The sequence below is a fragment of the Aquimarina sp. AD1 genome (assembly GCF_003443695.1).
Taxonomy (GTDB): domain Bacteria; phylum Bacteroidota; class Bacteroidia; order Flavobacteriales; family Flavobacteriaceae; genus Aquimarina; species Aquimarina latercula.
On sequence record NZ_CP031966.1, the window covers coordinates 4,144,921 to 4,167,461 of the forward strand.

17 protein-coding genes and 1 tRNA gene are annotated in these 22,541 nt (G+C 31.4%); 13 read left to right on the plus strand and 5 right to left on the minus strand.

The window, feature by feature from the left end; genetic code table 11:
* Positions 1-6: 6 nt before the first annotated feature.
* The 7 genes from D1815_RS17910 to D1815_RS17930 all read left to right on the plus strand — a co-directional run bounded on the left by D1815_RS17910 (position 7) and on the right by D1815_RS17930 (position 7,380).
* Complete coding sequence (locus D1815_RS17910) at positions 7-393, plus strand: thiol-disulfide oxidoreductase DCC family protein (protein ID WP_035086021.1); 387 nt, start codon at positions 7-9, stop codon at positions 391-393.
* Between the two features lie 149 nt (positions 394-542).
* Positions 543-2,222 (plus strand): helix-turn-helix domain-containing protein, encoded by a 1,680-nt coding sequence (locus D1815_RS17915; protein WP_158594403.1) that lies wholly within the window; start codon positions 543-545, stop codon positions 2,220-2,222.
* 143 nt (positions 2,223-2,365) lie between these two features.
* The gene (locus D1815_RS23740) at positions 2,366-2,518 is read left to right on the plus strand and encodes a class I lanthipeptide (RefSeq protein WP_158594404.1); all 153 of its coding nucleotides are present in this window, start codon (positions 2,366-2,368) and stop codon (positions 2,516-2,518) included.
* Between the two features lie 212 nt (positions 2,519-2,730).
* Positions 2,731-2,883, plus strand: coding sequence for a hypothetical protein (locus tag D1815_RS23745; RefSeq protein WP_155839727.1), 153 nt, complete (start codon positions 2,731-2,733; stop codon positions 2,881-2,883).
* A 137-nt stretch (positions 2,884-3,020) separates the two neighbouring features.
* A complete protein-coding gene (locus D1815_RS17920; protein WP_118388661.1) occupies positions 3,021-4,244 on the plus strand; it encodes a lanthionine synthetase C family protein in 1,224 nt (407 codons plus the stop codon).
* Between the two features lie 17 nt (positions 4,245-4,261).
* Positions 4,262-6,496, plus strand: a complete 2,235-nt coding sequence (locus D1815_RS17925; protein ID WP_147404029.1) for a lantibiotic dehydratase family protein — start codon at positions 4,262-4,264, stop codon at positions 6,494-6,496.
* The gene (locus tag D1815_RS17930) at positions 6,496-7,380 is read left to right on the plus strand and encodes a thiopeptide-type bacteriocin biosynthesis protein (RefSeq protein WP_118388665.1); all 885 of its coding nucleotides are present in this window, start codon (positions 6,496-6,498) and stop codon (positions 7,378-7,380) included. The genes D1815_RS17925 and D1815_RS17930 overlap by 1 nt, the downstream gene beginning before the upstream one ends.
* 104 nt (positions 7,381-7,484) lie before the next feature.
* Here D1815_RS17930 and D1815_RS17935 read toward each other — a convergent pair whose 3' ends face one another.
* A complete protein-coding gene (locus D1815_RS17935) occupies positions 7,485-12,686 on the minus strand; it encodes an Ig-like domain-containing protein (RefSeq protein ID WP_118388667.1) in 5,202 nt (1,733 codons plus the stop codon).
* Between the two features lie 334 nt (positions 12,687-13,020).
* On the opposite strand from D1815_RS17935, the gene D1815_RS17940 reads away from it, so the two are divergent.
* Entirely contained in the window at positions 13,021-13,755 is a 735-nt protein-coding gene (locus tag D1815_RS17940) for a DUF6503 family protein (protein ID WP_118388669.1), read from the plus strand.
* A 30-nt stretch (positions 13,756-13,785) separates the two neighbouring features.
* Here the strand turns inward: D1815_RS17940 and D1815_RS23750 are convergent, their stop codons facing one another.
* Complete coding sequence (locus D1815_RS23750) at positions 13,786-13,935, minus strand: hypothetical protein (RefSeq protein WP_158594519.1); 150 nt, start codon at positions 13,933-13,935, stop codon at positions 13,786-13,788.
* Between the two features lie 265 nt (positions 13,936-14,200).
* Between D1815_RS23750 and D1815_RS17945 the strand changes: the two genes are divergently transcribed.
* Both D1815_RS17945 and D1815_RS17950 read left to right on the plus strand, forming a co-directional pair.
* Positions 14,201-15,646, plus strand: coding sequence for a serine hydrolase domain-containing protein (locus D1815_RS17945; RefSeq protein WP_118388672.1), 1,446 nt, complete (start codon positions 14,201-14,203; stop codon positions 15,644-15,646).
* A gap of 79 nt (positions 15,647-15,725) precedes the next feature.
* Positions 15,726-16,877, plus strand: coding sequence for an AraC family transcriptional regulator (locus D1815_RS17950; RefSeq protein WP_118388674.1), 1,152 nt, complete (start codon positions 15,726-15,728; stop codon positions 16,875-16,877).
* Between the two features lie 107 nt (positions 16,878-16,984).
* Here the strand turns inward: D1815_RS17950 and D1815_RS17955 are convergent.
* Together D1815_RS17955 and rseP are read right to left on the minus strand one after the other, a co-directional pair.
* Positions 16,985-17,058 (minus strand) — tRNA-Asn (locus D1815_RS17955).
* A gap of 95 nt (positions 17,059-17,153) precedes the next feature.
* Complete coding sequence (gene rseP, locus D1815_RS17960) at positions 17,154-18,467, minus strand: RIP metalloprotease RseP (protein ID WP_118388676.1); 1,314 nt, start codon at positions 18,465-18,467, stop codon at positions 17,154-17,156.
* Positions 18,468-18,623: 156 nt separating this feature from the next.
* Here rseP and D1815_RS17965 point away from each other — a divergent pair, with 156 nt between their 5' ends.
* On the plus strand, positions 18,624-19,298 hold the full coding sequence (locus D1815_RS17965; RefSeq protein ID WP_118388678.1) for an SCO family protein: 675 nt from the start codon (positions 18,624-18,626) through the stop codon (positions 19,296-19,298).
* Between the two features lie 97 nt (positions 19,299-19,395).
* On the opposite strand, the gene D1815_RS17970 is transcribed toward D1815_RS17965, so the two are convergent.
* On the minus strand, positions 19,396-19,854 hold the full coding sequence (locus tag D1815_RS17970; RefSeq protein WP_118388680.1) for a hypothetical protein: 459 nt from the start codon (positions 19,852-19,854) through the stop codon (positions 19,396-19,398).
* Positions 19,855-20,171: 317 nt separating this feature from the next.
* On the opposite strand from D1815_RS17970, the gene D1815_RS17975 reads away from it, so the two are divergent.
* Together D1815_RS17975 and feoB are read left to right on the plus strand one after the other, a co-directional pair.
* Complete coding sequence (locus D1815_RS17975) at positions 20,172-20,399, plus strand: FeoA family protein (protein WP_027393214.1); 228 nt, start codon at positions 20,172-20,174, stop codon at positions 20,397-20,399.
* 14 nt (positions 20,400-20,413) lie between these two features.
* Positions 20,414-22,510 carry a ferrous iron transport protein B gene (gene feoB / locus D1815_RS17980; protein ID WP_027393215.1) on the plus strand — a complete coding sequence of 699 codons (2,097 nt, stop codon included), beginning with the start codon at positions 20,414-20,416 and terminating at the stop codon, positions 22,508-22,510.
* Positions 22,511-22,541 lie beyond the last annotated feature (31 nt).

Below are 22,541 nucleotides of genomic sequence, written 5' to 3' on the forward strand. Positions count from 1 at the left end.
AATAAAATGGAAACTTCTTTAAACAAAAGTATTATTATATTCGATGGAGAATGTAATCTGTGTAATGGTGTAGTTGGTTGGTTAATGCAATTTGCTCCAGAAGATCTTTTCCATTTTACTCCGTTTCAATCACCTCAAGGTCAAGAATACCTAAAAAAATATGGATACCCTACAGAGCAATTAGATACCGTAATTCTTATTGATGAAAATGGATCTCATACACATTCAGACGGCTTTTTAAGAATTGTTTCTAAAATCCCAAAATGGAAAAGGGTAGCCGCTCTTTTAGCGTTTGTGCCAAGAATGTTACGTGATGGAATTTATAAATTAGCTTCTCGTAATAGAGTAAAGTGGTTTGGACAATCACAAAGTTGTACGATCAATTTTAGATAAGGGAACTCCTTTTTCAGAATAGGACATTCTAAACAGCTTAAAAAGAATCATTACATTTGGATGATCACACAATATCAATCTGAATGTTTTTTTTTGTTAATAGATATATCCCAAAGTTTCTACTTTATTGTTTGTTTGTATCCGGTGTTTTGACGTTAAAAATTCAAGCTCAGGAAAAAGGTTCAATAGTAGTTGATAGTTTAGAAAACAAAACTTTTACAGAATTAATTGATTTGATCAAGATTTCTAAGATCAATGAAAGTGTAGCTTATGAAATCGCTCTAAATAAATCTAGGAAACCAAATACAAATCTTGCCATTGTATATTCCGACATTGGATATTATTTCTATAAGAAAGAAGAGTCGGAGAGGAGTATATCTTATTTAGATAAAGCTATAAAAATTGCTTCAGTCAATAATGACGATAAAACCCTATGTGAGGCATATAAACGTCAGGGGAATTCTTATTTACAAGATTGGCAAAATCAAGAAGCATTAGATGCGTATCATAAGGTCTTAGAAATGGCGCAAGAAAAAGGGGATCTTAAAAATGAGATTGTTGCTAAATCCAATATTGCTATAGTTTTAAGGCGCATGAATCAGTTGGATAACGCATTGGTTGATTGTAATAAATTACTAAGTTTTATTGATAAAACATCATTTAAGAATGGTAAAAATCATGTTAATGTACTCACTATTATTAGTGAAGTGTATTTGGATTTGGAAAAATTTGACTCTGTTCTTAAGTATACTGATATAGGTATAAAAATGAGTGAACTTTTGGATTATCAAATAGCTATTGCTGATTTATATATTAAAAAAGGTATTGTTTTTTATCAAAGTAAAGATTTCAATCAAGCGTTGAATTTTTTATATAAAGCAGAAGGTATTTTAAAGAACCTGAAGGTTAGTAAAAGATCAAATCAATGGATCAACGTTAATTATTTTTTGGCAAGTTATTTTTACGATATTAAATCTTATGATAAAGCTATTAATTATCTACTAGAAACTATAAATGCTTTAAAAGAAAGTGATTTAAGAAAAAATAGAATCATTGATGCACATGTACTTTTGGCTAAAAGTTATAAGGAGATAGGAGATGGGGATGCATCTATTCATTGGTTTACTAGACACCAAGAATTACAAGATCAATTCCAAAAAGATAAGGACAAAACTGTTAACAAAATATATGATCAAAACACTCAACAATTGGGCGATCAAATCAAAAAATTAGAAAGTAAACGGGTAAAAGAACAAAAGTATAAGGAATATATTTCTGGAATTTTGGCATTGGTTTTTTTGATAATGATTACGGTATTAATAGTGTATTTTAGAAAACAAAAATCGAATAAAATTGTATTTAACGAGCTTGTAAAAAAAATATCAGATCTAGAAACTAAAGAGAAAATAGAATCTACTGATAGAAAAGACGTAGCAAAAGAGATTTTAATAGATGATGAAAAAATCAACGAAGTTCTCAAAGGATTGCTTAAGATGGAAGAACAAGAATATTTTTTGAGTTTAGACTGTAATTTAAGGTCGATTGCAAAAAAGGTAAAAACAAATGCTACGTATCTTTCTAAAATTATTAATACCTATAAAGCGAAGAGTTTTAATGATTATATCAATGATCTAAGAATTGATTACGCTCTTAAAAGATTAAAGAATGATAAAAAATTTAGATCATTTTCTATTAGTTCCATTGCATCAGAAATAGGATACAAGAGTGATAATTCCTTCACAAAACATTTTAAGGCTAAAACAGGACTTAATCCGTCGTATTATATAAAAAATATAGAGAAACTTCACCCTAAAGTACAAAGTGTTTAATATAAGGAAATAAACACCGCATTTTGAACAAAATGCGGTTTATAAACTATGATTTTGTAATGATAAAAATTATATTTCATCTATCTAATTTTACGATTTTGTAATGATATCAGTTGGTATTTTGATCGTTTAAATATTATACAATGAAAAAACAGTTAAAGAAAAAGGTAACCTTGAAAAGGCTTACTATTGCTAGAATTAATAATGTTGGGTTGCGCCAAATTAAAGGAGGTGATTGTTTACCGACGGAACACGCTGATTCTGATGTACGTTGTGACCATAGTCATATACCTTAGTCAAATAGAAATAAAATATAGGGCCCCGTAAAATTACGGGGCTTTTTTTGCTCCGTATTTTATCCAAAATGAGGAAACTATGTTTTTTTGCTTTCCTACTCTGTGTTAATTTGGTTGTAGAATCAAAATGGAATATTTAGAATAATCAATTTTGGTATGGGGAAGCCGAAAACCATAAACAGAGTAGGTAATTTTAAAAATTATACAATATCATGAAAAAATCATTGAAAAAATTGGAGCTTAAAAAACAAACGATTAGTGACTTAAACCTTAATAAAATAAAGGGTGGTATTGATCCAACACATTGTTGTCCTACCCTAGATGCTTTTAATAGCTGTCCTCCTCCAGGAAGATATTGTTTCTAAAACCAATGGGTCATACTTTGACATATTTTTAAAAATGATGTCATACTATAGATCTAAATACAAGTTTTTTTAATACTTTAAACGCGAAAACTGCCTTAATTGGGCAGTTTTTTTATAGTACTATTTAAGAAAAGCAAATGAATACACTTAAACCTATATTGTTAGATAAACTGGAAAGAATAAGTACCATTCTTTCCGAAAATTATAAGACGAATGAACATGTTGGTGTTTTATCAGGTATTTCTGGAATCGCATTGTTTAATTTTTATTATTCTAAGTTTACTAATCAAGAATCTCATGCTGATATAGGAGTAGAAATGATATCTTCTGTAATTGAAAAAATTAATGAAGGATATAGTTTTCCTACTTTCTGTACTGGAATTGCCGGAGCAGGTTGGGTGATAGAATTGTTAGAGGAAGAAGAGTTTATTGATATAGATAGTGATGAACTTCTATCGGATTTGGATGCTTATTTAAGCAGTGCTATCGTACAAATGGGAGAGAAAGATAAATTTTATGATTTTCTTCATGGAGTAATAGGGATTGGATTTTATTTTTTTAAAAGATATCAGAGGACAAAATCTGTAGATTTAAAAGAATACTATAAAGTAAAACTTTTAGAGATTGTGGCTTCTCTTAAAAGAGCTGCTATTAAAGAGGATGGTATGATGAAATGGGAAAGTTATCTAGATGAAAATAAAGAAATTAGAGGATGTAACTTAAGTCTCTCCCATGGAATGTCTAGTATTATAAACTTTTTATCACGTTTGGCAATTTATGATGACTTTTATGATGAAGTAATGCCTGTAATAGAGAAAGCTACACAGTTTATTCTAAGTAATGAAAACAAAGATGTATCTTGTTCTTCTTTTTTTCCAAGTTGGGTATATCAAGGCAAGGAAAAGAATAGTGTTGAGCGATTGGCATGGTGTTATGGGGATTTAGGAATTGGCTTAACCTTATGGCGGGTAGGAAACGTTTTAAAAGATGATACAATTATTCAAAAAGGAATTGACACAGTGGAAAACTCCTGTAAAAGAAGAGATCTTATAGAGGCTAAAGTAAAAGATAACGGCCTATGCCATGGTACCTTTGGTATGGTACAGATTTATAATTATATGTATAAAGAAACAAAAAAGACAATATTTAAAGAAACAGCCGATTTTTGGATGGAAGAAGGGCTTAAAATGGCAATACATGAAGATGGATATGTAGGTTATAAACAATGGTTTGGTGGAACGGATGAAGGTTGGAGAAAAGAAATCAATTTATTAGAAGGTGTAGCAGGAATTGGACTGAGTATAATTTCTTATTTGGCACCATTCGAGATGAAATGGGATGAGTGTTTATTAATCAGTTAATTCCAAATAGCAAAACTATGAGCTATAAAAACTTTTCTAAGTACGTTTTAAGAACACCACTCTTTTCTTTTTCATTTTATAAAGAGTTAACTAAAAACGAAGAATTAAGTGAAGAAGAACTAAAAACAGTTTGTACGGATAAAATTGTTAAAGAAGCGATTTTTTTAGCATCTCCTTCATTATATCAAGAGTTTGAAAAGTGGCTAAAAGGAGAAATAAAGGAGAAAGCAGCATCAGAACGTATGATGTATTCTGTTTTGAAATATCTTAGTAGGATGTCTTCTAGATGTACGCCATTTGGTCTTTTTGCCGGTACTGCGGTTGGAGAATTTTCTAACATCACATCCATAGAACTTTCTGATAAATCAAAGAACAATCGGCATACACGATTAGATATGAATTATCTGGTAGCGTTATCACAGGATATTGTAAAGGATAAGAAAATCCGGAATCAACTCTTGTTTTACCCTAATACCAGTATATATAAAGCAGGAAAACAACTTAGATATGTAGAATATTCTTATGTGAATAGTAAAAGAGTGCATCATATTGTTGCTGTGGAGGACTCAGAATATTTACAAAAAGTACTAACTAAAGTAAAAAAAGGAGCATTACTTAGTGATTTAGCAGAAGTATTAATAGACGATGAAATTACCTATGACGAAGCTTCTGGATATATCGATCAATTGGTAGAAAGTCAATTATTAATTAGTGAATTAGAACCTTCTGTTTCTGGACCAGAATTTTTAGATCAAATAATGCCTGTTCTACAGAAATTATCAGGAACTGATCATATTGTTTCCGAATTAGAAAATGTTCGAGAAACATTAGAACATATTGATAAAAATATCGGGAATTCGGCTCAGGAATATATCGATCTTAGCGAATCTCTTAAGAAGTTAGAAACTGGTTTTGAGTTAAAATATATGTTTCAAACGGATATGAGTTTATCGGTGGAGAAGAACACACTGAGTTATGATACGATAAGAAAAATAAGAAGAGGGTTATCATTACTTAACAAATTAACCTTGCCTCCAAAAGAAACATTTATTTCTAGATTTAAATCAGCTTTTTATGAACGTTACGAGAGCAGAGAGGTGTCCTTATCAAAAGCGCTTGATGTAGAACTAGGAATTGGTTTTTTACAAGATAAAGACTCTGGAGATGTGAGTCAGATTATTGATGATCTTTTACTGCCATATAAACAAGAAAAAGTAGCTGTAAAAGAGGTTAAATGGTCTTCGATACAATCAATTCTTCATAAAAAATTAGTGTCGTCTATAAAAGAAGGAAAACATTTATTAGAACTTACAGATAAGGATTTTGAAGGATTAGAAGAAAACTGGCAGGATTTGCCAGATACGATTTCTTCTATGGTAGAATTAGTAGAAATAGATAGTGCACAAAAAATAGTAATGTCTAGTTGTGGAGGCTCGAGCGCAGCCAATTTATTAGGTCGTTTTTGTCACGGTGATGAGTCTTTAAATACCTACACTCAGGAAATAATTGATTTAGAAACCAAGTTAAATCCGGACAAAATTGTAGCAGAAATAGTGCATTTACCCGAATCAAGAGTTGGTAATATTTTGATGCGACCTAATTTTAGAAAATATGAAATTCCTTATTTAGCAAAATCTATTATTACTGACCAAGATCAACTTTTGTTAGATGATTTAATGATTTCTGCAAGCCCAAGAGGTAAAGTAAAATTACGTTCCAAAAAATTTAATAAAGAAGTAGTTCCCCATTTAACAAATGCCCATAATTTTTCGAGTAATGCTTTACCGATTTATCAGTTTTTAGCAAATATGCAAACGCAAAATGTAAGAAGTGGAATTGGTTTTGATTGGGGACCGTTTTCGGAGGAGTATGATTTTTTACCAAGAGTTGAGTATAAAGATGTTATATTCTCTAATGCAACTTGGAATATTTCATCATTAGATATCGCTGATTTATTGAAATCTCAAAAGGATGATGATGAATTTAAGATCGAATTACATAAAATTATTGATGCTAAAAAACTACCTCAATTTGTACTACTCGTAGATGGAGATAATGAATTGTTAATTAATACGAGGAATATAACATCAATGAAAATGTTGCTGAATACAGTAAAGAAGAGAGAAAGATTTAAATTAAAGGAATTTTTGCATTCCGAAGATAGTTCTATAAAAGAAGGAGAAAATACGTTTACAAATCAAATTGTGGTGTCTTTTTATAACGAAACTAAGCTAAAAAATATACAGAATTAATGGTTGATGTACAAAGATCCTTTATTGTAGGTAGCGAGTGGTTGTATTATAAAATATACACTGGACCTAAAACCTCTGACCTGATTCTAACCGATATTATTAAACCAATTGCTACGCATCTTTTAGACAAAGGAATTATCGATAAGTGGTTTTTTATAAGATATAACGATCCAAAACATCATATTAGAGTAAGATTTCACTATAATAAACCTGAAAATATTGCTGAGGTTATAAACACATTATATGGCTCGTTAAAAGAGTTTTCTGATGAAGATCTTATATGGAAAATACAATTGGATACATATCAAAGAGAGGTAGAGCGATATGGAGGAGAAACTATGAGTATCTCAGAAGAATTATTTTTTTTGGATAGCAGAATGATAGTGGATTTTTTAGATATGATTGATGGGGACGAAGGAGAAGAATTGAGATGGTTATTTGGCGTTAGAGCTATAGATCAATTGCTTCAGGATTTTGGTTATAGTGAAGATGATAAGTTGGCTTTATTGGAACGTTTAAAGACTGGATTTGGTGTTGAGTTTGGAATGAATAAGGGGCTTAAGAAGCAAATGGATAAGAAATTCCGAAATGAACATGATAAAATTAAAAATTTCCTAAGTTTTAAAAGAGATTCAGATCCAGATTACGCTCCGATTATTGATGCTTTAGATGAGAAAAGTATAAGTAGTAAAGATTTGGTTAAAGAAATATTGACGATTGTAGATAAAAATCAATTAGATGACATGATGAGTAGTTATATTCATATGCTTATGAATCGATTGTTTAGGTCTAAAAATCGTCTGCATGAAATGGTATTGTATGATCTATTATACAGAACCTATAAAGTAGCTTGGGGGATAAGAAAATTTAAGAATAAAACATAATAGATAGAAAAATAGAGTGTTATTTGAAAAGTTTGAGTTTTAATGCACTATATTTCAATTCAAGTAACGTAATTCTAATACAACTATATACTCAAAGAATAATTTTATTCTTTGAGTATTTTTTTTGTTATCGAGTCTGTTTCAGAAATTATTCTCATTAAATATAAACCAGAATGAATTGAAGATATGTCAATGCTGTTAGTAATACTATTGGTATCTAATGTTTCGGAAAATATTAGTTTACCTTGAATATCAAAAAATTCAGCACGTTTTAAATTTAAACTGATTTCACCTGATATATTGATTGTATTTCTGGATGGTATTGGATAAATAGTAATACGATTTGATAGACTTTCGTCATTAATACCTAAAGTATTATCAAAATTAATTCTAAATTGAGTTGTAGTAATATTTCCATTGCCATATAGGTCTGTAAAACTGTTTGTATTGATATCAATAGTAACCGTTCCTGTTTCGGTTGCAGTGACCGTAGCTTGGTAGGATAATCCGTCACCAGAAAGATTACTTACAATTCCATTTTGAACAATAATATCATTTAAATCAAAATCATTGATTTCTTCACTAAAAGTAATAGTGATTTCAAATGAAGAATTACCTGTTGGATTACTTTCAGTAGAAGTAATACTTGCAGTTGGAGGTGAATTGTCTATGATAAATATATTCACACTAGATGAGTTAACACATGTTCTGGCTATTGTATATGTAATGGTATAGGTGTTAGGTATTGAATTGGTTAGATCTATTTCTCCAGTGTTATTATCGATAACCAATCCCGCTGGTAAGGATGTAAAAACACCACCTGTTAATCCAGTTATTACAGGAGCTGTATTTGATTCAGTAGTTGAAAAAGAAGACGCTGGATATAAAAATGATGCATTATCTAAATCATTAATTGTAATGTCAAAATTAGATGAATTCGAACAAGTCCCATTAGTTGTATAGGTAACTACATAATCACCAGCATCACTATCCGCAATATTTATTACTCCCGAAGAAGGATCAATTACAAGTCCAGTTGTGCTACTGAATACTCCACCAGTTAGCCCTGTAATTGTTGGAGTTGTATTTGGCTCATTCTCACAATAGATTGCTTGATCGTAGCTAAAGCTCGGATCATCAAGTTCAGTAATATTTACATTTGTTTGACTAGAGTTAGGACAGGTTCCATTAGTTATATAGGTAACTATATAATCACCAGCATCACTATTCGCAATATTTATTACTCCCGAGGAAGGGTCAATTACAAGTCCAGTTGTGCTACTGAATACTCCACCAGTTAGCCCTGTAATTGTTGGAGTTGTATTTGGCTCATTCTCACAATAGATTGCTTGATCGTAGCTAAAGCTCGGATCATCAAGTTCAGTAATATTTACATTTGTTTGACTAGAGTTAGGACAAGTTCCATTAGTTGTATAGGTAATTACATAATCACCAGCATCACTATCCGCAATATTTATTACTCCCGAGGAAGGGTCAATTACAAGTCCAGTTGTGCTACTGAATACTCCACCAGTTAACCCTGTAATTGTTGGAGTTGTATTTGGCTCATTCTCACAATAGATTGCTTGATCGTAGCTAAAGCTCGGATCATCAAGTTCAGTAATATTTACATTTGTTTGACTAGAGTTAGGACAGGTTCCATTAGTTGTATAGGTAACTACATAATCACCAGCATCACTATCCGCAATATTTATTACTCCTGAAGAAGGATCAATTACAAGTCCAGTTGTACTGCTAAATGTTCCACCAGTTAGCCCTGTAATTGTTGGAGTTGTATTTGGCTCATTCTCACAATAGATTGCTTGATCGTAGCTAAAGCTCGGATCATCAAGTTCAGTAATATTTACATTAGTTTGGCTAGAGTTAGGACAGGTTCCATTAGTTGTATAGGTAACTACATAATCACCAGCATCACTATCCGCAATATTTATTACTCCCGAAGAAGGATCAATTACAAGTCCAGTTGTACTGCTAAATGTTCCACCAGTTAGCCCTGTAATAGATGGGGTTGTATTTGGCTCATTCTCACAATAGATTGCTTGATCGTAGCTAAAGCTCGGATCATCAAGTTCAGTAATATTTACATTTGTTTGACTAGAGTTAGGACAGGTTCCATTAGTTGTATAGGTAACTACATAATCACCAGCATCACTATCCGCAATATTTATTACTCCCGAAGAAGGATCAATTACAAGTCCAGTTGTACTGCTAAATGTTCCACCAGTTAGCCCTGTAATAGATGGGGTTGTATTTGGTTGATTTTCACAATATATTGCTTGATCGTAGCTAAAGCTCGGATCATCAAGTTCCGTTATATTTACATTAGTTTGACTAGAGTTAGGACAAGTTCCATTAGTTGTATAGGTAACTACATAATCACCAGCATTGCTATCCGCAATATTTATTACTCCCGAAGAAGGATCAATTACAAGTCCAGTTGTACTGCTAAATGTTCCACCAGTTAGCCCTGTAATTGTTGGAGTTGTATTTGGCTCATTCTCACAATAGATTGCTTGATCGTAGCTAAAGCTAGTATCATCAAGTTCAGTAATATTTACATTTGTTTGACTAGAGTTAGGACAGGTTCCATTAGTTGTATAGGTAACTACATAATCACCAGCATTACTATCCGCAATATTTATTACTCCCGAAGAAGGATCAATTACAAGTCCAGTTGTACTGCTAAATGTTCCACCAGTTAGCCCTGTAATAGATGGGGTTGTATTTGGCTCATTCTCACAATAGATTGTTTGATCGTAGCTAAAACTAGGATCATCAAGTTCCGTTATATTTACATTAGTTTGGCTAGAGTTCGGACAGGTTCCCGTAGTTGTGTATGTTACTACATAATCACCTGCATCACTATCTGCGATATTTATTACTCCTGAAGAAGGATCAATTACTAATCCCGTTGTACTACTGAATACTCCACCAGTTAGCCCTGTAATTGTTGGGGCAGTGTTTGGCTCATTCTCACAATAGATTGCTTGATCGTAGCTAAAACTAGGATCATCAAGTTCCGTTATATTTACATTAGTTTGACTAGAGTTAGGACAGGTTCCATTAGTTGTATAGGTAACTACATAATCACCAGCATCACTATCCGCAATATTTATTACTCCTGAAGAAGGATCAATTACAAGTCCAGTTGTACTGCTAAATGTTCCACCAGTTAGACCTGTAATAGATGGGGTTGTATTTGGTTGATTTTCACAATATATCGCTTGATCGTAGCTAAAGCTCGGATCATCAAGTTCCGTTATATTTACATTAGTTTGACTAGAGTTAGGACAAGTTCCATTAGTTGTATAGGTAACTAAATAATCACCAGCATTACTATCCGCAATATTTATTACTCCCGAAGAAGGATCAATTACAAGTCCAGTTGTACTGCTAAATGTTCCACCAGTTAGCCCTGTAATAGATGGGGTTGTATTTGGTTGATTTTCACAATATATTGCTTGATCATAGCTAAAACTAGGATCATCAAGTTCAGTAATATTTACATTAGTTTGACTAGAGTTAGGACAGGTTCCATTAGTTGTATAGGTAACTACATAATCACCAGCATCACTATCTGCAATATTTATTACTCCCGAAGAAGGATCAATTACAAGTCCAGTTGTACTGCTAAATGTTCCACCAGTTAGACCTGTAATAGATGGAGTTGTATTTGGTTGATTTTCACAATATATTGCTTGATCATAGCTAAAACTAGGATCATCAAGTTCAGTAATATTTATATTAGTTTGACTAGAGTTAGGACAGGTTCCATTAGTTGTATAGGTAACTAAATAATCACCAGCATTACTATCCGCAATATTTATTACTCCTGAAGAAGGATCAATTACAAGTCCAGTTGTACTGCTAAATGTTCCACCAGTTAGACCTGTAATAGAAGGAGTTGTATTTGGTTGATTTTCACAATATATTACTTGGTCATAGCTAAAGCTAGGATCATCAATAGGATTAACGTTTATTGTAATTGTTAAGCAATTAGCTGTCGTTTCATCTATACACGTGATATTACCATCTTCTGCTCTTATATAGTATGTAGTGCTGGGGGCAGTTGGAGTCACTTCGAACGTTGAAGTGTTTGTGGTGGTAGTTCCTAGTAAATTTCCTCCACAGGAGTCCGTATAAATAGACCAGGTGGAAGCAATATTAAGATCACCAGATATGGTGATATTAGTCGTTTCACCTTCACATAACTCGGTAGTTGCAGAAATATTAGGAATACTAGGAGCTATACATACTGGAATTTGTTTAAACCAGGCAAACCTTGCTACATTAAAACTACCTAGAATTGCATCTTTTAAACCATCTCCATCAACATCTCCAAAATCAATAGTAGCGAAACTTCCAATTTCTCCACGAGTTAATTCACCATTAAACATATTCTGAACTGAAGCAAAATTAGGAACTGTAGATGTTCCGGTATTTTCTAACCATCTAACAAATCCAGTATCAATCATAAAAAACATGTCTAAGTCTCCGTCTTTGTCAAAATCTTCAAAAACGGGTATTGGAACATCCATATTATTAAAAGCACTTTCATCAACCCAAGGACTATTTGCTTCAGATTGCCGTTCGAAAATGGGATTATTTTTGGTTCCAATATTTTTATAATAAGTTAGTTTATCACTACCTAGTGCTACGAGATCGAGATCAGAATCATTATCAAGATCTACAAAACCTAAACCAGGAAATTCGGCTATCTCTTGATTATCAAGTCCCGGTAAGCCATCCGGAATATATTCAAATACAGGAATTTCAGGGGAGCCTATGTTTCTATAAAAAAGAACGTCATTATTTCGGTCGCGTTCATAATCATAATCTGTACCTATAAATAAATCAAGGTCTCCGTCATCATCAATATCTGCAAGTTGAGGTCTATTTTGGTTTCTTACTGTTAAATTTCTATCAATCCAAATAGTATCTAAAGTAGGTATAGATGCCGATACCCAGTTTGGAGATGTAATCGTACCTTCATTTTTAAAATAGTGTACTGTACCTCCTTGGCTACCAGAAATAAAATCTAGATCCCCATCATTATCTAGGTCACCCAATATTGCGGATCGTAAACGGCCTCTTGTGATAGATGTGTTTGGTATTGTTGCGACATCTAATCCTGCAGGTACTGGTCCTGGTCCTGTAGATGTTCCGTCGGGATTATTAAGAAGACTTCCTCCTCTAAACTCCCAACTTACATGATCAACTTGGGAAAATAAGAGTTGATTCCCTAGCATAAGGAGTAAATAAATAGAAATTAATTTTTTTATCATTTTATTCCAAGTATAGCGGTTAGTTCTATAAAATCTAGAGCCTAATTTTAAAGCTTTTTTCTACAATTTTTTAAATAATACTATTATTGATAAAAACCAATTACATAAAAGGCACATAATCGAGAATTGTTTATATCTCGTTGCCTTTGGTTTTAAGAATAGTATTGTAATTATCTAGGGGAGGGGATGTTAGATAATTTTTTCCTTTATTACTTTTCGGCAAAACTAATAATTAAGTTTTTGTTTAACAAAATAAAGTTATATTAATAATTTACTTTGTGATAAGGTAGAATATAGTCTAAAGATTAATTCAACTATTTTAAAAAATATAATGATGTTAAAGGTCATAAAAGTATTCCTAATTATCCCTGTTATACTATTGTCTCTGCGGTCTTGTAAAAATGAACTGAATCCTAAGGAAATAATACTAAAATCATTAGAGGCACATGGTGGGTTAGAAAAATGGAAGAGTGTAAAGGAGATCTCTTATAAAAAAACTACTATTTTATATGATAGTCTTGGAGCTATAGAGAAGAAAATTATACAAACCCATAAAAATATATTCAGTCCAAAATTTAGGGCAGAAATGGTATGGGTAGAGAATACTGTTCAAAAGAAAGTTGTATTCGAGGATGATAAAATTAGTGTGTATTTTGATAACGTTATACAAGGTGATTCAGATTTAAAAGAAAAGTACTATAAATCTGTTATTGCAGCACACTATGTTATCTGGCAACCTTATAAATTGTTAGATGAGGAAGTCATATTATCTTACGTTGGAATAGATACAATAGATAGTAAGGAAGTCTACATAGTGAAAGTTACTTATTTTAATGATGATGGTTCTTCTGCGAATACTTGGTGGTATTATTTTGATGTATTAACGTATAAATTAGTCGGTAATATGGTACATCACGGGACTACTTATAGTTATATTGTTAATACAAAATATGAAGATAAAACGGGCTTATCCCTTAACGCTGAACGTAAAAGCTATATGACGGATAGTTTAAGGAATCCTAGGTTTTTAAGAGCAGATTACTCTTATGAAATTTTAGGATTTAATTAATAATAGAATAAAAGTTAACAGATGTTAATCTTACAAACAATATCTTCCGGGTTCCGGCATTGCCATTGTTGTTGATGAGTCAATAAAATCATTGCATTCACCAGTAGTGTTATTAGAACCACCGTTTATTTTTGTTAGTTCGGTTCTAGATAGTTTTTTGAATTTTTTTAAACTCTTCATTTTTAAAATGATTTGAATGAACTTAAAGTTAAAAAATATATTTGATAATATTGATAAGTTTTATTGTTTCTTAGTTTTTCTTCAGAATGTTTTATACTGAAAATAATATGTTCAGATGTAGACAAATTGACGATGGAGTTTTTGAAAAAATAAGTTCGCTTTTTTTAAATGGGACTTTTAATTCATTTCTTAAAATTAATATTGCTCAATAATAAAGGATATACATTCTTTATTAGTACTTCATCATCAATTAAAAGAAAAAAAAATGAAAAAAAACCTATTGCATGTTTTAATACTAGTAATTATTAGTGTCTCATGCGTTAATAAAAAAAATGTAGAGACAAGTTGCAACTTGAAAAACAATATCGACACCTATGTTACCAATGTAATGAAGTTGCATAGTATTCCAGGTTTGGCTATTTCTGTTATACAAAATGATAGTATAATTTATCAAACTTATAAAGGAAAATCTTCATTGGAGCAAAACAGGAATGTTGATGAACAAACATTGTTTAGAATGTTTTCTTCAACAAAACTAATAACATCTACTGCTGTTTTTCAACTTATAGAAAAGGGAAAAATCAGCTTGAATGATAAAATTTCAAAATATCTTAACAATTTACCACTTAAGTGGCGTGATATTAGAATCAACAATTTATTAAGTCATTCATCTGGACTACCTGATATGATTAGATATAAATGGGATTTAACAGATGATCAGTTAATGGAAAAACTATCTAATGATGAAATGGATTTTGAAAGAGGAAATCAATTTGAATACAATCAAACTAATTATTGGCTTCTTTCTCAAATAATCGAAAATGTCTCTGGATTGTCTTTTGCAGAGTTTGTACTTAAGAATCAATTTAATGGTGACTATGATAATGTATTGTTTTCATCTAATGCTACAGATGATATTCCTAAAAGAGCAACAAGGTATTTCTATAATTATAAGACTAAAGAGTTTGATAAAGACAAGAATAATAGTGGGACGAGAGGGTTTTCTGGTAATGGATTAAACATTACTCTTGATGAGTTTGTTAAGTGGAATTCTAAATTAGATAATAATGAATTGCTTAATAGTGAATCAAAAAAAATGTTATGGACACTTTTTAATTATAAAAACAAAACAGATAAATTTTTGCACGGGTGGGGAATCTATCCGGTAAATAACCTGAAATCTGTTGGTTTTTCTGGGGGGAATTGTGTAGGATTTAGAAAGTTTTTAGATAATAATACAACTATTATTTTACTTTCAAATGGTTATTTACATCCAGCTTATGATATCATAATAGATGATATTGCTAGGATGACAATTCCAGAATTAAAAACTAAAGATTTGACTTTGGAAGAAGATATTATGAGCTTAGTGGTGAATAAAGAATATGAAAAGGCAGAATTAGTACTTAAAACACTTATCTCAGAAAACTTGGAAACCGAGTTTTATAATTTGAAGTGGAATATAAATGGGATAGGAAATACATTGAATTATAATAGTGATTTTGCAGCATTTGATGTTTACAATATTCTTTTAAAGACATTTCCGGAGTGGTGGATTCCTCAAGCAGGTTTGGCTGAGACATACGAAAAACAAGGAGATACTTTAGGAGCTATAGCTGGTTATAAACGTGCGATTAAGATGAATGTGGTTAATAAGTGGAACTACAATGACCAAATGAACGCCAAGATAAAAGAATTAGAAAACAATTAACAAAATTGTATTTATAATCCATTTTGAACAGTAGTTATTTGAACATGCTTATTTTAGCATTTATACTACTGTTTCTTTTATGGGTCAAGATTTTATTTTGGAAAAAGCCACAATACTTGCATTTTTCATTGCATTGGTGTTAGCTTTATTTTTGTTTACTGTTAAAAGTAAAAGACATAATAAAGTTAGCAATATGTTAATGGGATTATTTTTGTTGATATTGGCGATTCATATCAGTGTTTTTCTTTATTCTGATTACATTAGAACACCTTTAATTTTTGAGCAGTTAAGAGATCAATTTATGCTCTTTTCCGGGCCTCTACTTTATTTGTACTTGATTTCATCTATGTATCTTGACTTTAAGTTAAACAAGGGACACTTATTACATATAATACCATTTGTTTTGGTAATCATAATTTTTATTCCAAGATTTTTTTCTGTAAGTGAAACAGATCGAATGGTTTTTTATCAATCATACCATTCTCATTTAGAAGCAAAATTATACGCTTTTTTAAATATGGTTACTATTAGCTTCTATTTGATACTTATGTGTGTGGAATTAAAAAAATATAAATTGATATTATTAGAAAATTATTCAGATAAAAGATATTTTAATTACAAATGGTTAAATCAGTTAACTTTTTTATTAGTGTTGTTATTTATTTTTTCATTCTTCAGAACGGCAATTATTTATTTTGGGAATCATGAGGAAATATTAAATATAAGAATTTTTCATACTATTTATTTAGTATTATTTGTGTCTTGGCTGATACTAAAAAGTTTGTATTCTCCAGAAATTTTCCGTGCGGTGGATACTAAACATAAGTTAGTGAAAAATTTGTATCTAAATAATTCTCAAAATATAAATTTGAATCAAGTAAGTGATCAGAAAGAAATTCAAGAAAAAATTGTAAAATTAAGACAACACATTGAAATTAATCAGTCTTTTCTTAATTCTACATTAAGCATAAAGGAGCTTGCAAATAGCGTTGGTATGGAAACTCAGGAGTTGTCAATTTTGATTAATCGTTATATTGGCAAGCATTTTTTTGATTTCATTAATGAGTATAGAATTGAGATGGCTATCAAAATTCTTGAAGACCCTAATAGAAGATCCAGTCATGTTTTGGAGATTTTGTATGAAGTAGGTTTTAATTCCAAATCATCTTTTCATAGAGCGTTTAGAAAATACACTAGAAAAACCCCTAAAGATTATAGAGCTAAATCTTAAAAAAGATAAGTGTATTATAACAACCTTGTTTTAGTTTTTTCCAAATGTAACTTTAATAAAAAATTGTAAAACAAAAAAGCCTAAACTTAAAGTTTAGGCTTTTTTTGCTCCCCCTCTTGGACTCGAACCAAGGACCCTCTGATTAACAGTCAGATGCTCTAACCAACTGAGCTAAGGAGGAATATCTCTTTACAATCGAGAAGTGTTTTTCTCTTTTGCGAGTGCAAATATATACTATTTTTTAAAACACAAAAAGATTTTTTTGATTTTTTATTGTTATTCGAAGATAGCTCGATAAATATCATTCCCATTTGCAAAAAGTAACAAAGCGATTAGTATAACAAAACCAACAAGTTGTGCATACTCCATAAACTTATCATTAGGTTTTCTGCCAGCAATGATTTCATATAATAAAAACATTACATGTCCTCCATCTAATGCAGGAATTGGTAAAATATTCATGAAAGCCAAAATAATCGAAATAAAGGCTGTTGTACTCCAAAAGGCAGCCCAATCCCATACAGGTGGAAATAAATTACCTATGGCAGCAAATCCACCAATTTGAGTAGCTCCTTTCTTAGTAAAGACATACTTAAATTGCGCAATATAATCGTGAAGTTTCCAGTAGCTATAATTAAATCCTGCACTGATACTTTCTCCAAACGAAAACTCATCTTTATTTATCTTATAATAAACTGGTAATACGCCAATAGTACCTTCTTCATCGGTTTTTATAGAAATAGTTTGTTCCGATCCATCTCTAAGAAAGGTAACCTGAATTTCTTCTTCTTTTTTTGGTTTTACTTCCTTCTTAAACTGATGCCACCAACTAATTTTTTTACCATTAACAGATAAAATTTCATCTCCATTTCTAAGTCCCGCTTTATATGCAGGCCGATCAGCAACTACGGTATCAAGGACAGGTTTTAGTCTTATTCCAAAAGGTTCCATAACACCTTCTTCAAACATGGTTGTGCCAATGTCTTCCGGGATGTCGATAGTTTTAGTGTTTCCATCAATTGATAATACGGTAATGTTTTTTACATCTCTTAAGAAAAGATACATATTTACATCTCTTGCATCTTTAAAATCTTCACCATTTACCTTAAGGACTCTATCACCATCTTTAAACCCATATTCTTCAAATATTTCTGCAACTTCATATCCATCCGGTATATCCTCAGAAGAAACATAAGAAATTCCCCAAGTGAATATAATTGCCATATATATTAAAAACCCAAGGATGATGTTTACTGTAACACCCCCAAGCATAATAATTAATCGTTGCCAAGCTGGTTTTGATCTAAATTCCCATGGTTGTGGTGGTCCAGCCATTTGCTCCTTATCCATGCTCTCATCGATCATTCCAGAAATTTTAACATACCCACCTAATGGTAACCATCCAATTCCATAAACTGTTTCTCCAATTTTTTTCTTAAATAACGAGTATTTTACATCAAAGAATAAATAGAATTTTTCTACTCGTGTCTTAAATAGCTTTGCCGGAATAAAGTGTCCTAATTCGTGTAGAACGATTAGGATAGACAAACTTAATAATAGCTGTAATGCTTTTATAATTATCGGACTCATATGGTCTTATTCAAAATTAAATCACGCAAAAGTAACCTTTTAGAGTAGTTTATGAAAGAAATCAAGGATACAGATTCCGGTTTTAATATTTTTTTAGCGAAAACCATAATTTTGTAAAAGATAAACCTTGTAATTTTGTAACTCTAAAATGTAAGTATGCTTCGATTTTTTGCTAAGTACAAATTCTTTGCCATAGTTTTATTTATACTATCTGCGATTATTATTTCAATAATTTATTCAATTCTAAAACCCAAAAGAATTTTACAGGTATATGAACCAGATATGGTGAGTTTAGAATTAGTAGATAGTACGGTTCAGCATGTACGCAAATACCATAAGATAGCAGATTTTAATCTTCTAAATCAGAATGGTGAGAAAGTTACGCAGTCTAATTATGAAGATAAGATTTATGTTGCGGATTTTTTCTTTACAACATGTCAGACTATATGTCCAATAATGACAGATCACATGAAACTTATCCAGGGAAGATTAAAAAATGATCCAGATATTAAGCTATTATCTCACACGGTAATTCCAGAAACAGATGGGGTACCACAATTAAAAGAATATGCAATTAGAAAAGGAGTTGATGATACTCGGTGGAACTTGGTAACTGGCGACAAAAAGCATATTTATGATCTTGCACGCAAATCATATTTAGTAGCAAAATCGAATGGTGATGGTGGGCCTTATGATATGATTCATACCGAAAATTTCGTGTTAGTTGATAAGAAAAAGCGTATTAGAGGCTTTTATGACGGAACTGATTTAGAAGAAATTGAAAGGTTGTTAGAAGATATAGAAGTCTTAAAAAATGAAGGAGTAAAATAACACAGTTGCTTTTTGTGTAAAATTCGGGTTTTTAAAAAACAACTGTGTTTTTCTAGGGAAAAAATAATAAGTGATCTTATGAATTCTATCCATAATATTACCATTCAGGCTCCAGGCCAATTGTAAATGAGGTAGGAGTACATCGTGTATAGGAAACTGCAACACCATCCTTGTTTACGTAGCAAATTAATTTTTCGTCCCATCCATCAGGACAATCTGGTCTCCAAGGAGGTAAATTTTCTGCTGTAGGGATCACTAGTTTATCAAATATAATAGTATTTCCATCTCTTTGCAGAATTTGAAAACTTGTGATATGTGCATTATGTAGTTTGTAAGATAATTGACTACCTGTATGCTCGTTTTTTGCAACTAGATAAACTCCATCTTTTTTAGGTTTTCTAACTGTATATTGATCATATTTTTCGATTTTATCGTTTTTATTTTGACCAGATATGTCCAAACTTTCTTGTTCTAAATTATTCTTTTCACAAGAATAAATAATTGAAACCAAGCAGATCATTAATGCTTGAAGTAATAGTTTTTTATAATTTTTCATTCTATAATTTTTTAATTAGACTTTATTCTATTTAAGGCTTTTTAGTTTCCACCTTTTTCTAAATTTAGATATGATGAAATTAAAGCGACATACCTTCGTAGATATCCGAAAAATTTGAATTTCAATGATTTTGGACTTTTTTTGGGTTGTTAACCCTTTTTTGAATAGGTTTAAAACGGTTTTTATTAATGAAATCTAAAAAGAAAAGACAGGAAGAATATTTTAACAACTCGTAATAGGTTTTTCTAAGAGATAGTTTTTTCAATAGATATTTTTCCACTACTTTTGCCTTGTTTAAAATTATTCTAAATAAAGGCTTGAAAATTACTATAGCAAATCTCAAAAGGGGTCAACGTGCGTTGATTAAGGAAATAACTTCTGATACTATTCCATTAAAGTTATTGGAAATGGGATGCTTGCCAGGTAATGAGGTGCAATTATTACAAACCGCACCGTTTCAATGCCCAATGTATCTTACAATCAATGGTAGCCATCTCGCCATACGTAAAGAAATTGCTTCACAAATTGAGATTGAAATTATTTAATAGGATTACTTTTTATGGCCAAGCAGATTAAAGTTTCACTTATCGGAAACCCAAATACAGGTAAAACATCTGTTTTTAATTTGCTAACTGGATTAAACCAACAAGTCGGCAATTATCCAGGAATTACTGTAGAGAAGAAAGAAGGGGTTTGTAAATTGCCACGAGGAGTTAAGGCACATATTCTTGATTTACCAGGAACATATAGTCTTAATGCTTCATCTTTAGATGAAAATGTAGTTATAGAAATTCTACTTAATAAAAAAGATAAGGATTTTCCTGATGTGGCCGTAGTCGTAAGTGATGTAGAAAACCTTAAAAGAAATCTATTATTATTTACCCAAATAAAGGATTTAGAAATCCCCACGATTCTAGTCATTAATATGGCAGATCGAATGAGTAGGAAAGGGATTTCTCTTGATATTCCACTACTCGAAAAAGAGTTAAATACTAAAATTGCTTTAGTAAGTGCTAGAAAAAATGAAGGAATAGATGAACTTAAAAAGCTGATTCTTTCATATGCTTCAATACCTACTAAACCTTGTGTAGATGCATTGACTTTTGCTCCTGAATATTTTGATAGACTTAAGAAAGCATTTCCTAATCAATCTATTTATAAACTTTGGTTAGTAATTACACAAGATGTCAATTTTAGAAAAATTGATAAAAAGAAGCCCGAAGTTCCGCCAGATTTTGAGATCAAATCGGAAAGTGAGCTCAAGCGATTTCAGCAAAAAGAAACTATTAAAAGATATCAATTTATTAATCAAGTTCTAAAAAAAGGATTGATAATTGATGAAAAAGCGGCAACCGGTATACGTGCTAGATTAGATAGAGTATTAACTCATAAATTCTGGGGGTACTTTATTTTCTTTGCCATATTGTTGTTGATTTTTCAAGCTATTTATGATTGGTCTTCATACCCAATGGATCTAATAGACGAAGGATTTGCGTGGTTAAGCGAGACCGCAAAATCAGCTTTGCCGTCAGGACCTTTTATAGACTTAATAACCGAAGGTATAATTCCTGGATTAGGCGGTATTGTTATTTTTATACCTCAGATTGCATTTTTATTCTTATTTATTTCCATTTTGGAAGAAAGTGGATATATGAGTCGTGTAGTGTTCCTTATGGATAGGGTAATGCGAAAATTTGGATTAAGTGGAAAAAGTGTTGTTCCCTTAGTTTCTGGAACAGCTTGTGCAATTCCTGCTGTAATGGCTACAAGGAATATTGAAAGTTGGAAAGAACGTTTGATAACGATTCTAGTAGTTCCATTTACGACATGTTCTGCAAGACTACCTGTTTATTTGATCATAATAGCACTGGTAATTCCTGATGAAAAGGTTGGATGGATATTTAGTTATCAAAGTCTGACTTTGATGTTATTATATTTTATAGGTTTTGGTGCCGCTGTAGGTTCTGCTTGGATTTTAAATAAAATTCTAAAAATAAAAAGCAATAATTACTTCGTGATAGAGATGCCAGGGTATAAAATGCCTTTGTTTAAGAATGTAATATTTAATGTTATTGAAAAAACTAAAGCGTTTGTTTTTGGGGCAGGGAAGATAATTTTAGCCATTTCGATTATCTTATGGGTTTTAGCCAGTTTCGGACCTAATGAGAACTTTAGTAATGCAGAAGAAATAGTAACATCAGAGCACTCTAATCTTTCTCAAGAAGAACTAGATCAGAAAATTGCTTCTTATAAATTAGAATATTCTTTTATTGGTTATGCAGGTAAAGCTATTGAACCTATTGTAGCTCCGTTAGGATATGATTGGAAAATTGGAATAGGGATCATTAGTTCTTTTGCAGCACGCGAAGTTTTTGTTGGTACTTTGGCAACTATTTATAGCGTAGGAAGTGATGAGGAAGAAACCATCAAAAATAGAATGGCTTCTGAAGTCCATCCTGTAACGGGAACCCCATTGTTTAACCTGGCAAGTGGAATATCTCTGTTATTGTTTTATGCATTCGCAATGCAATGTATGAGTACACTAGCTATTGTAAAAAGGGAAACTAACAGTTGGAAATGGCCTATGGTACAGCTTGTGTTTATGAGTGTTTTAGCGTATACTGTTGCATTGGTGGCATATCAGATTTTAAAATAAGTTTTTGTATCTTTATTCGACTAAGAAATTA

Coding starts and splice junctions, on each gene's coding strand:
- D1815_RS17940 (WP_118388669.1), top strand. CDS start 13,021: ATGTTAAAGGTCATAAAAGTATTCCTAATTATCCCTGTTATACTATTG.
- D1815_RS17965 (WP_118388678.1), top strand. CDS start 18,624: ATGCTTCGATTTTTTGCTAAGTACAAATTCTTTGCCATAGTTTTATTT.
- D1815_RS17950 (WP_118388674.1), top strand. CDS start 15,726: ATGGGTCAAGATTTTATTTTGGAAAAAGCCACAATACTTGCATTTTTC.
- D1815_RS17930 (WP_118388665.1), top strand. CDS start 6,496: ATGGTTGATGTACAAAGATCCTTTATTGTAGGTAGCGAGTGGTTGTAT.
- D1815_RS23745 (WP_155839727.1), top strand. CDS start 2,731: ATGAAAAAATCATTGAAAAAATTGGAGCTTAAAAAACAAACGATTAGT.
- D1815_RS17945 (WP_118388672.1), top strand. CDS start 14,201: ATGAAAAAAAACCTATTGCATGTTTTAATACTAGTAATTATTAGTGTC.
- D1815_RS17925 (WP_147404029.1), top strand. CDS start 4,262: ATGAGCTATAAAAACTTTTCTAAGTACGTTTTAAGAACACCACTCTTT.
- D1815_RS17935 (WP_118388667.1), bottom strand. CDS start 12,686: ATGATAAAAAAATTAATTTCTATTTATTTACTCCTTATGCTAGGGAAT.
- D1815_RS23750 (WP_158594519.1), bottom strand. CDS start 13,935: ATGAAGAGTTTAAAAAAATTCAAAAAACTATCTAGAACCGAACTAACA.
- feoB (WP_027393215.1), top strand. CDS start 20,414: ATGGCCAAGCAGATTAAAGTTTCACTTATCGGAAACCCAAATACAGGT.
- D1815_RS17920 (WP_118388661.1), top strand. CDS start 3,021: ATGAATACACTTAAACCTATATTGTTAGATAAACTGGAAAGAATAAGT.
- rseP (WP_118388676.1), bottom strand. CDS start 18,467: ATGAGTCCGATAATTATAAAAGCATTACAGCTATTATTAAGTTTGTCT.
- D1815_RS23740 (WP_158594404.1), top strand. CDS start 2,366: ATGAAAAAACAGTTAAAGAAAAAGGTAACCTTGAAAAGGCTTACTATT.
- D1815_RS17910 (WP_035086021.1), top strand. CDS start 7: ATGGAAACTTCTTTAAACAAAAGTATTATTATATTCGATGGAGAATGT.
- D1815_RS17970 (WP_118388680.1), bottom strand. CDS start 19,854: ATGAAAAATTATAAAAAACTATTACTTCAAGCATTAATGATCTGCTTG.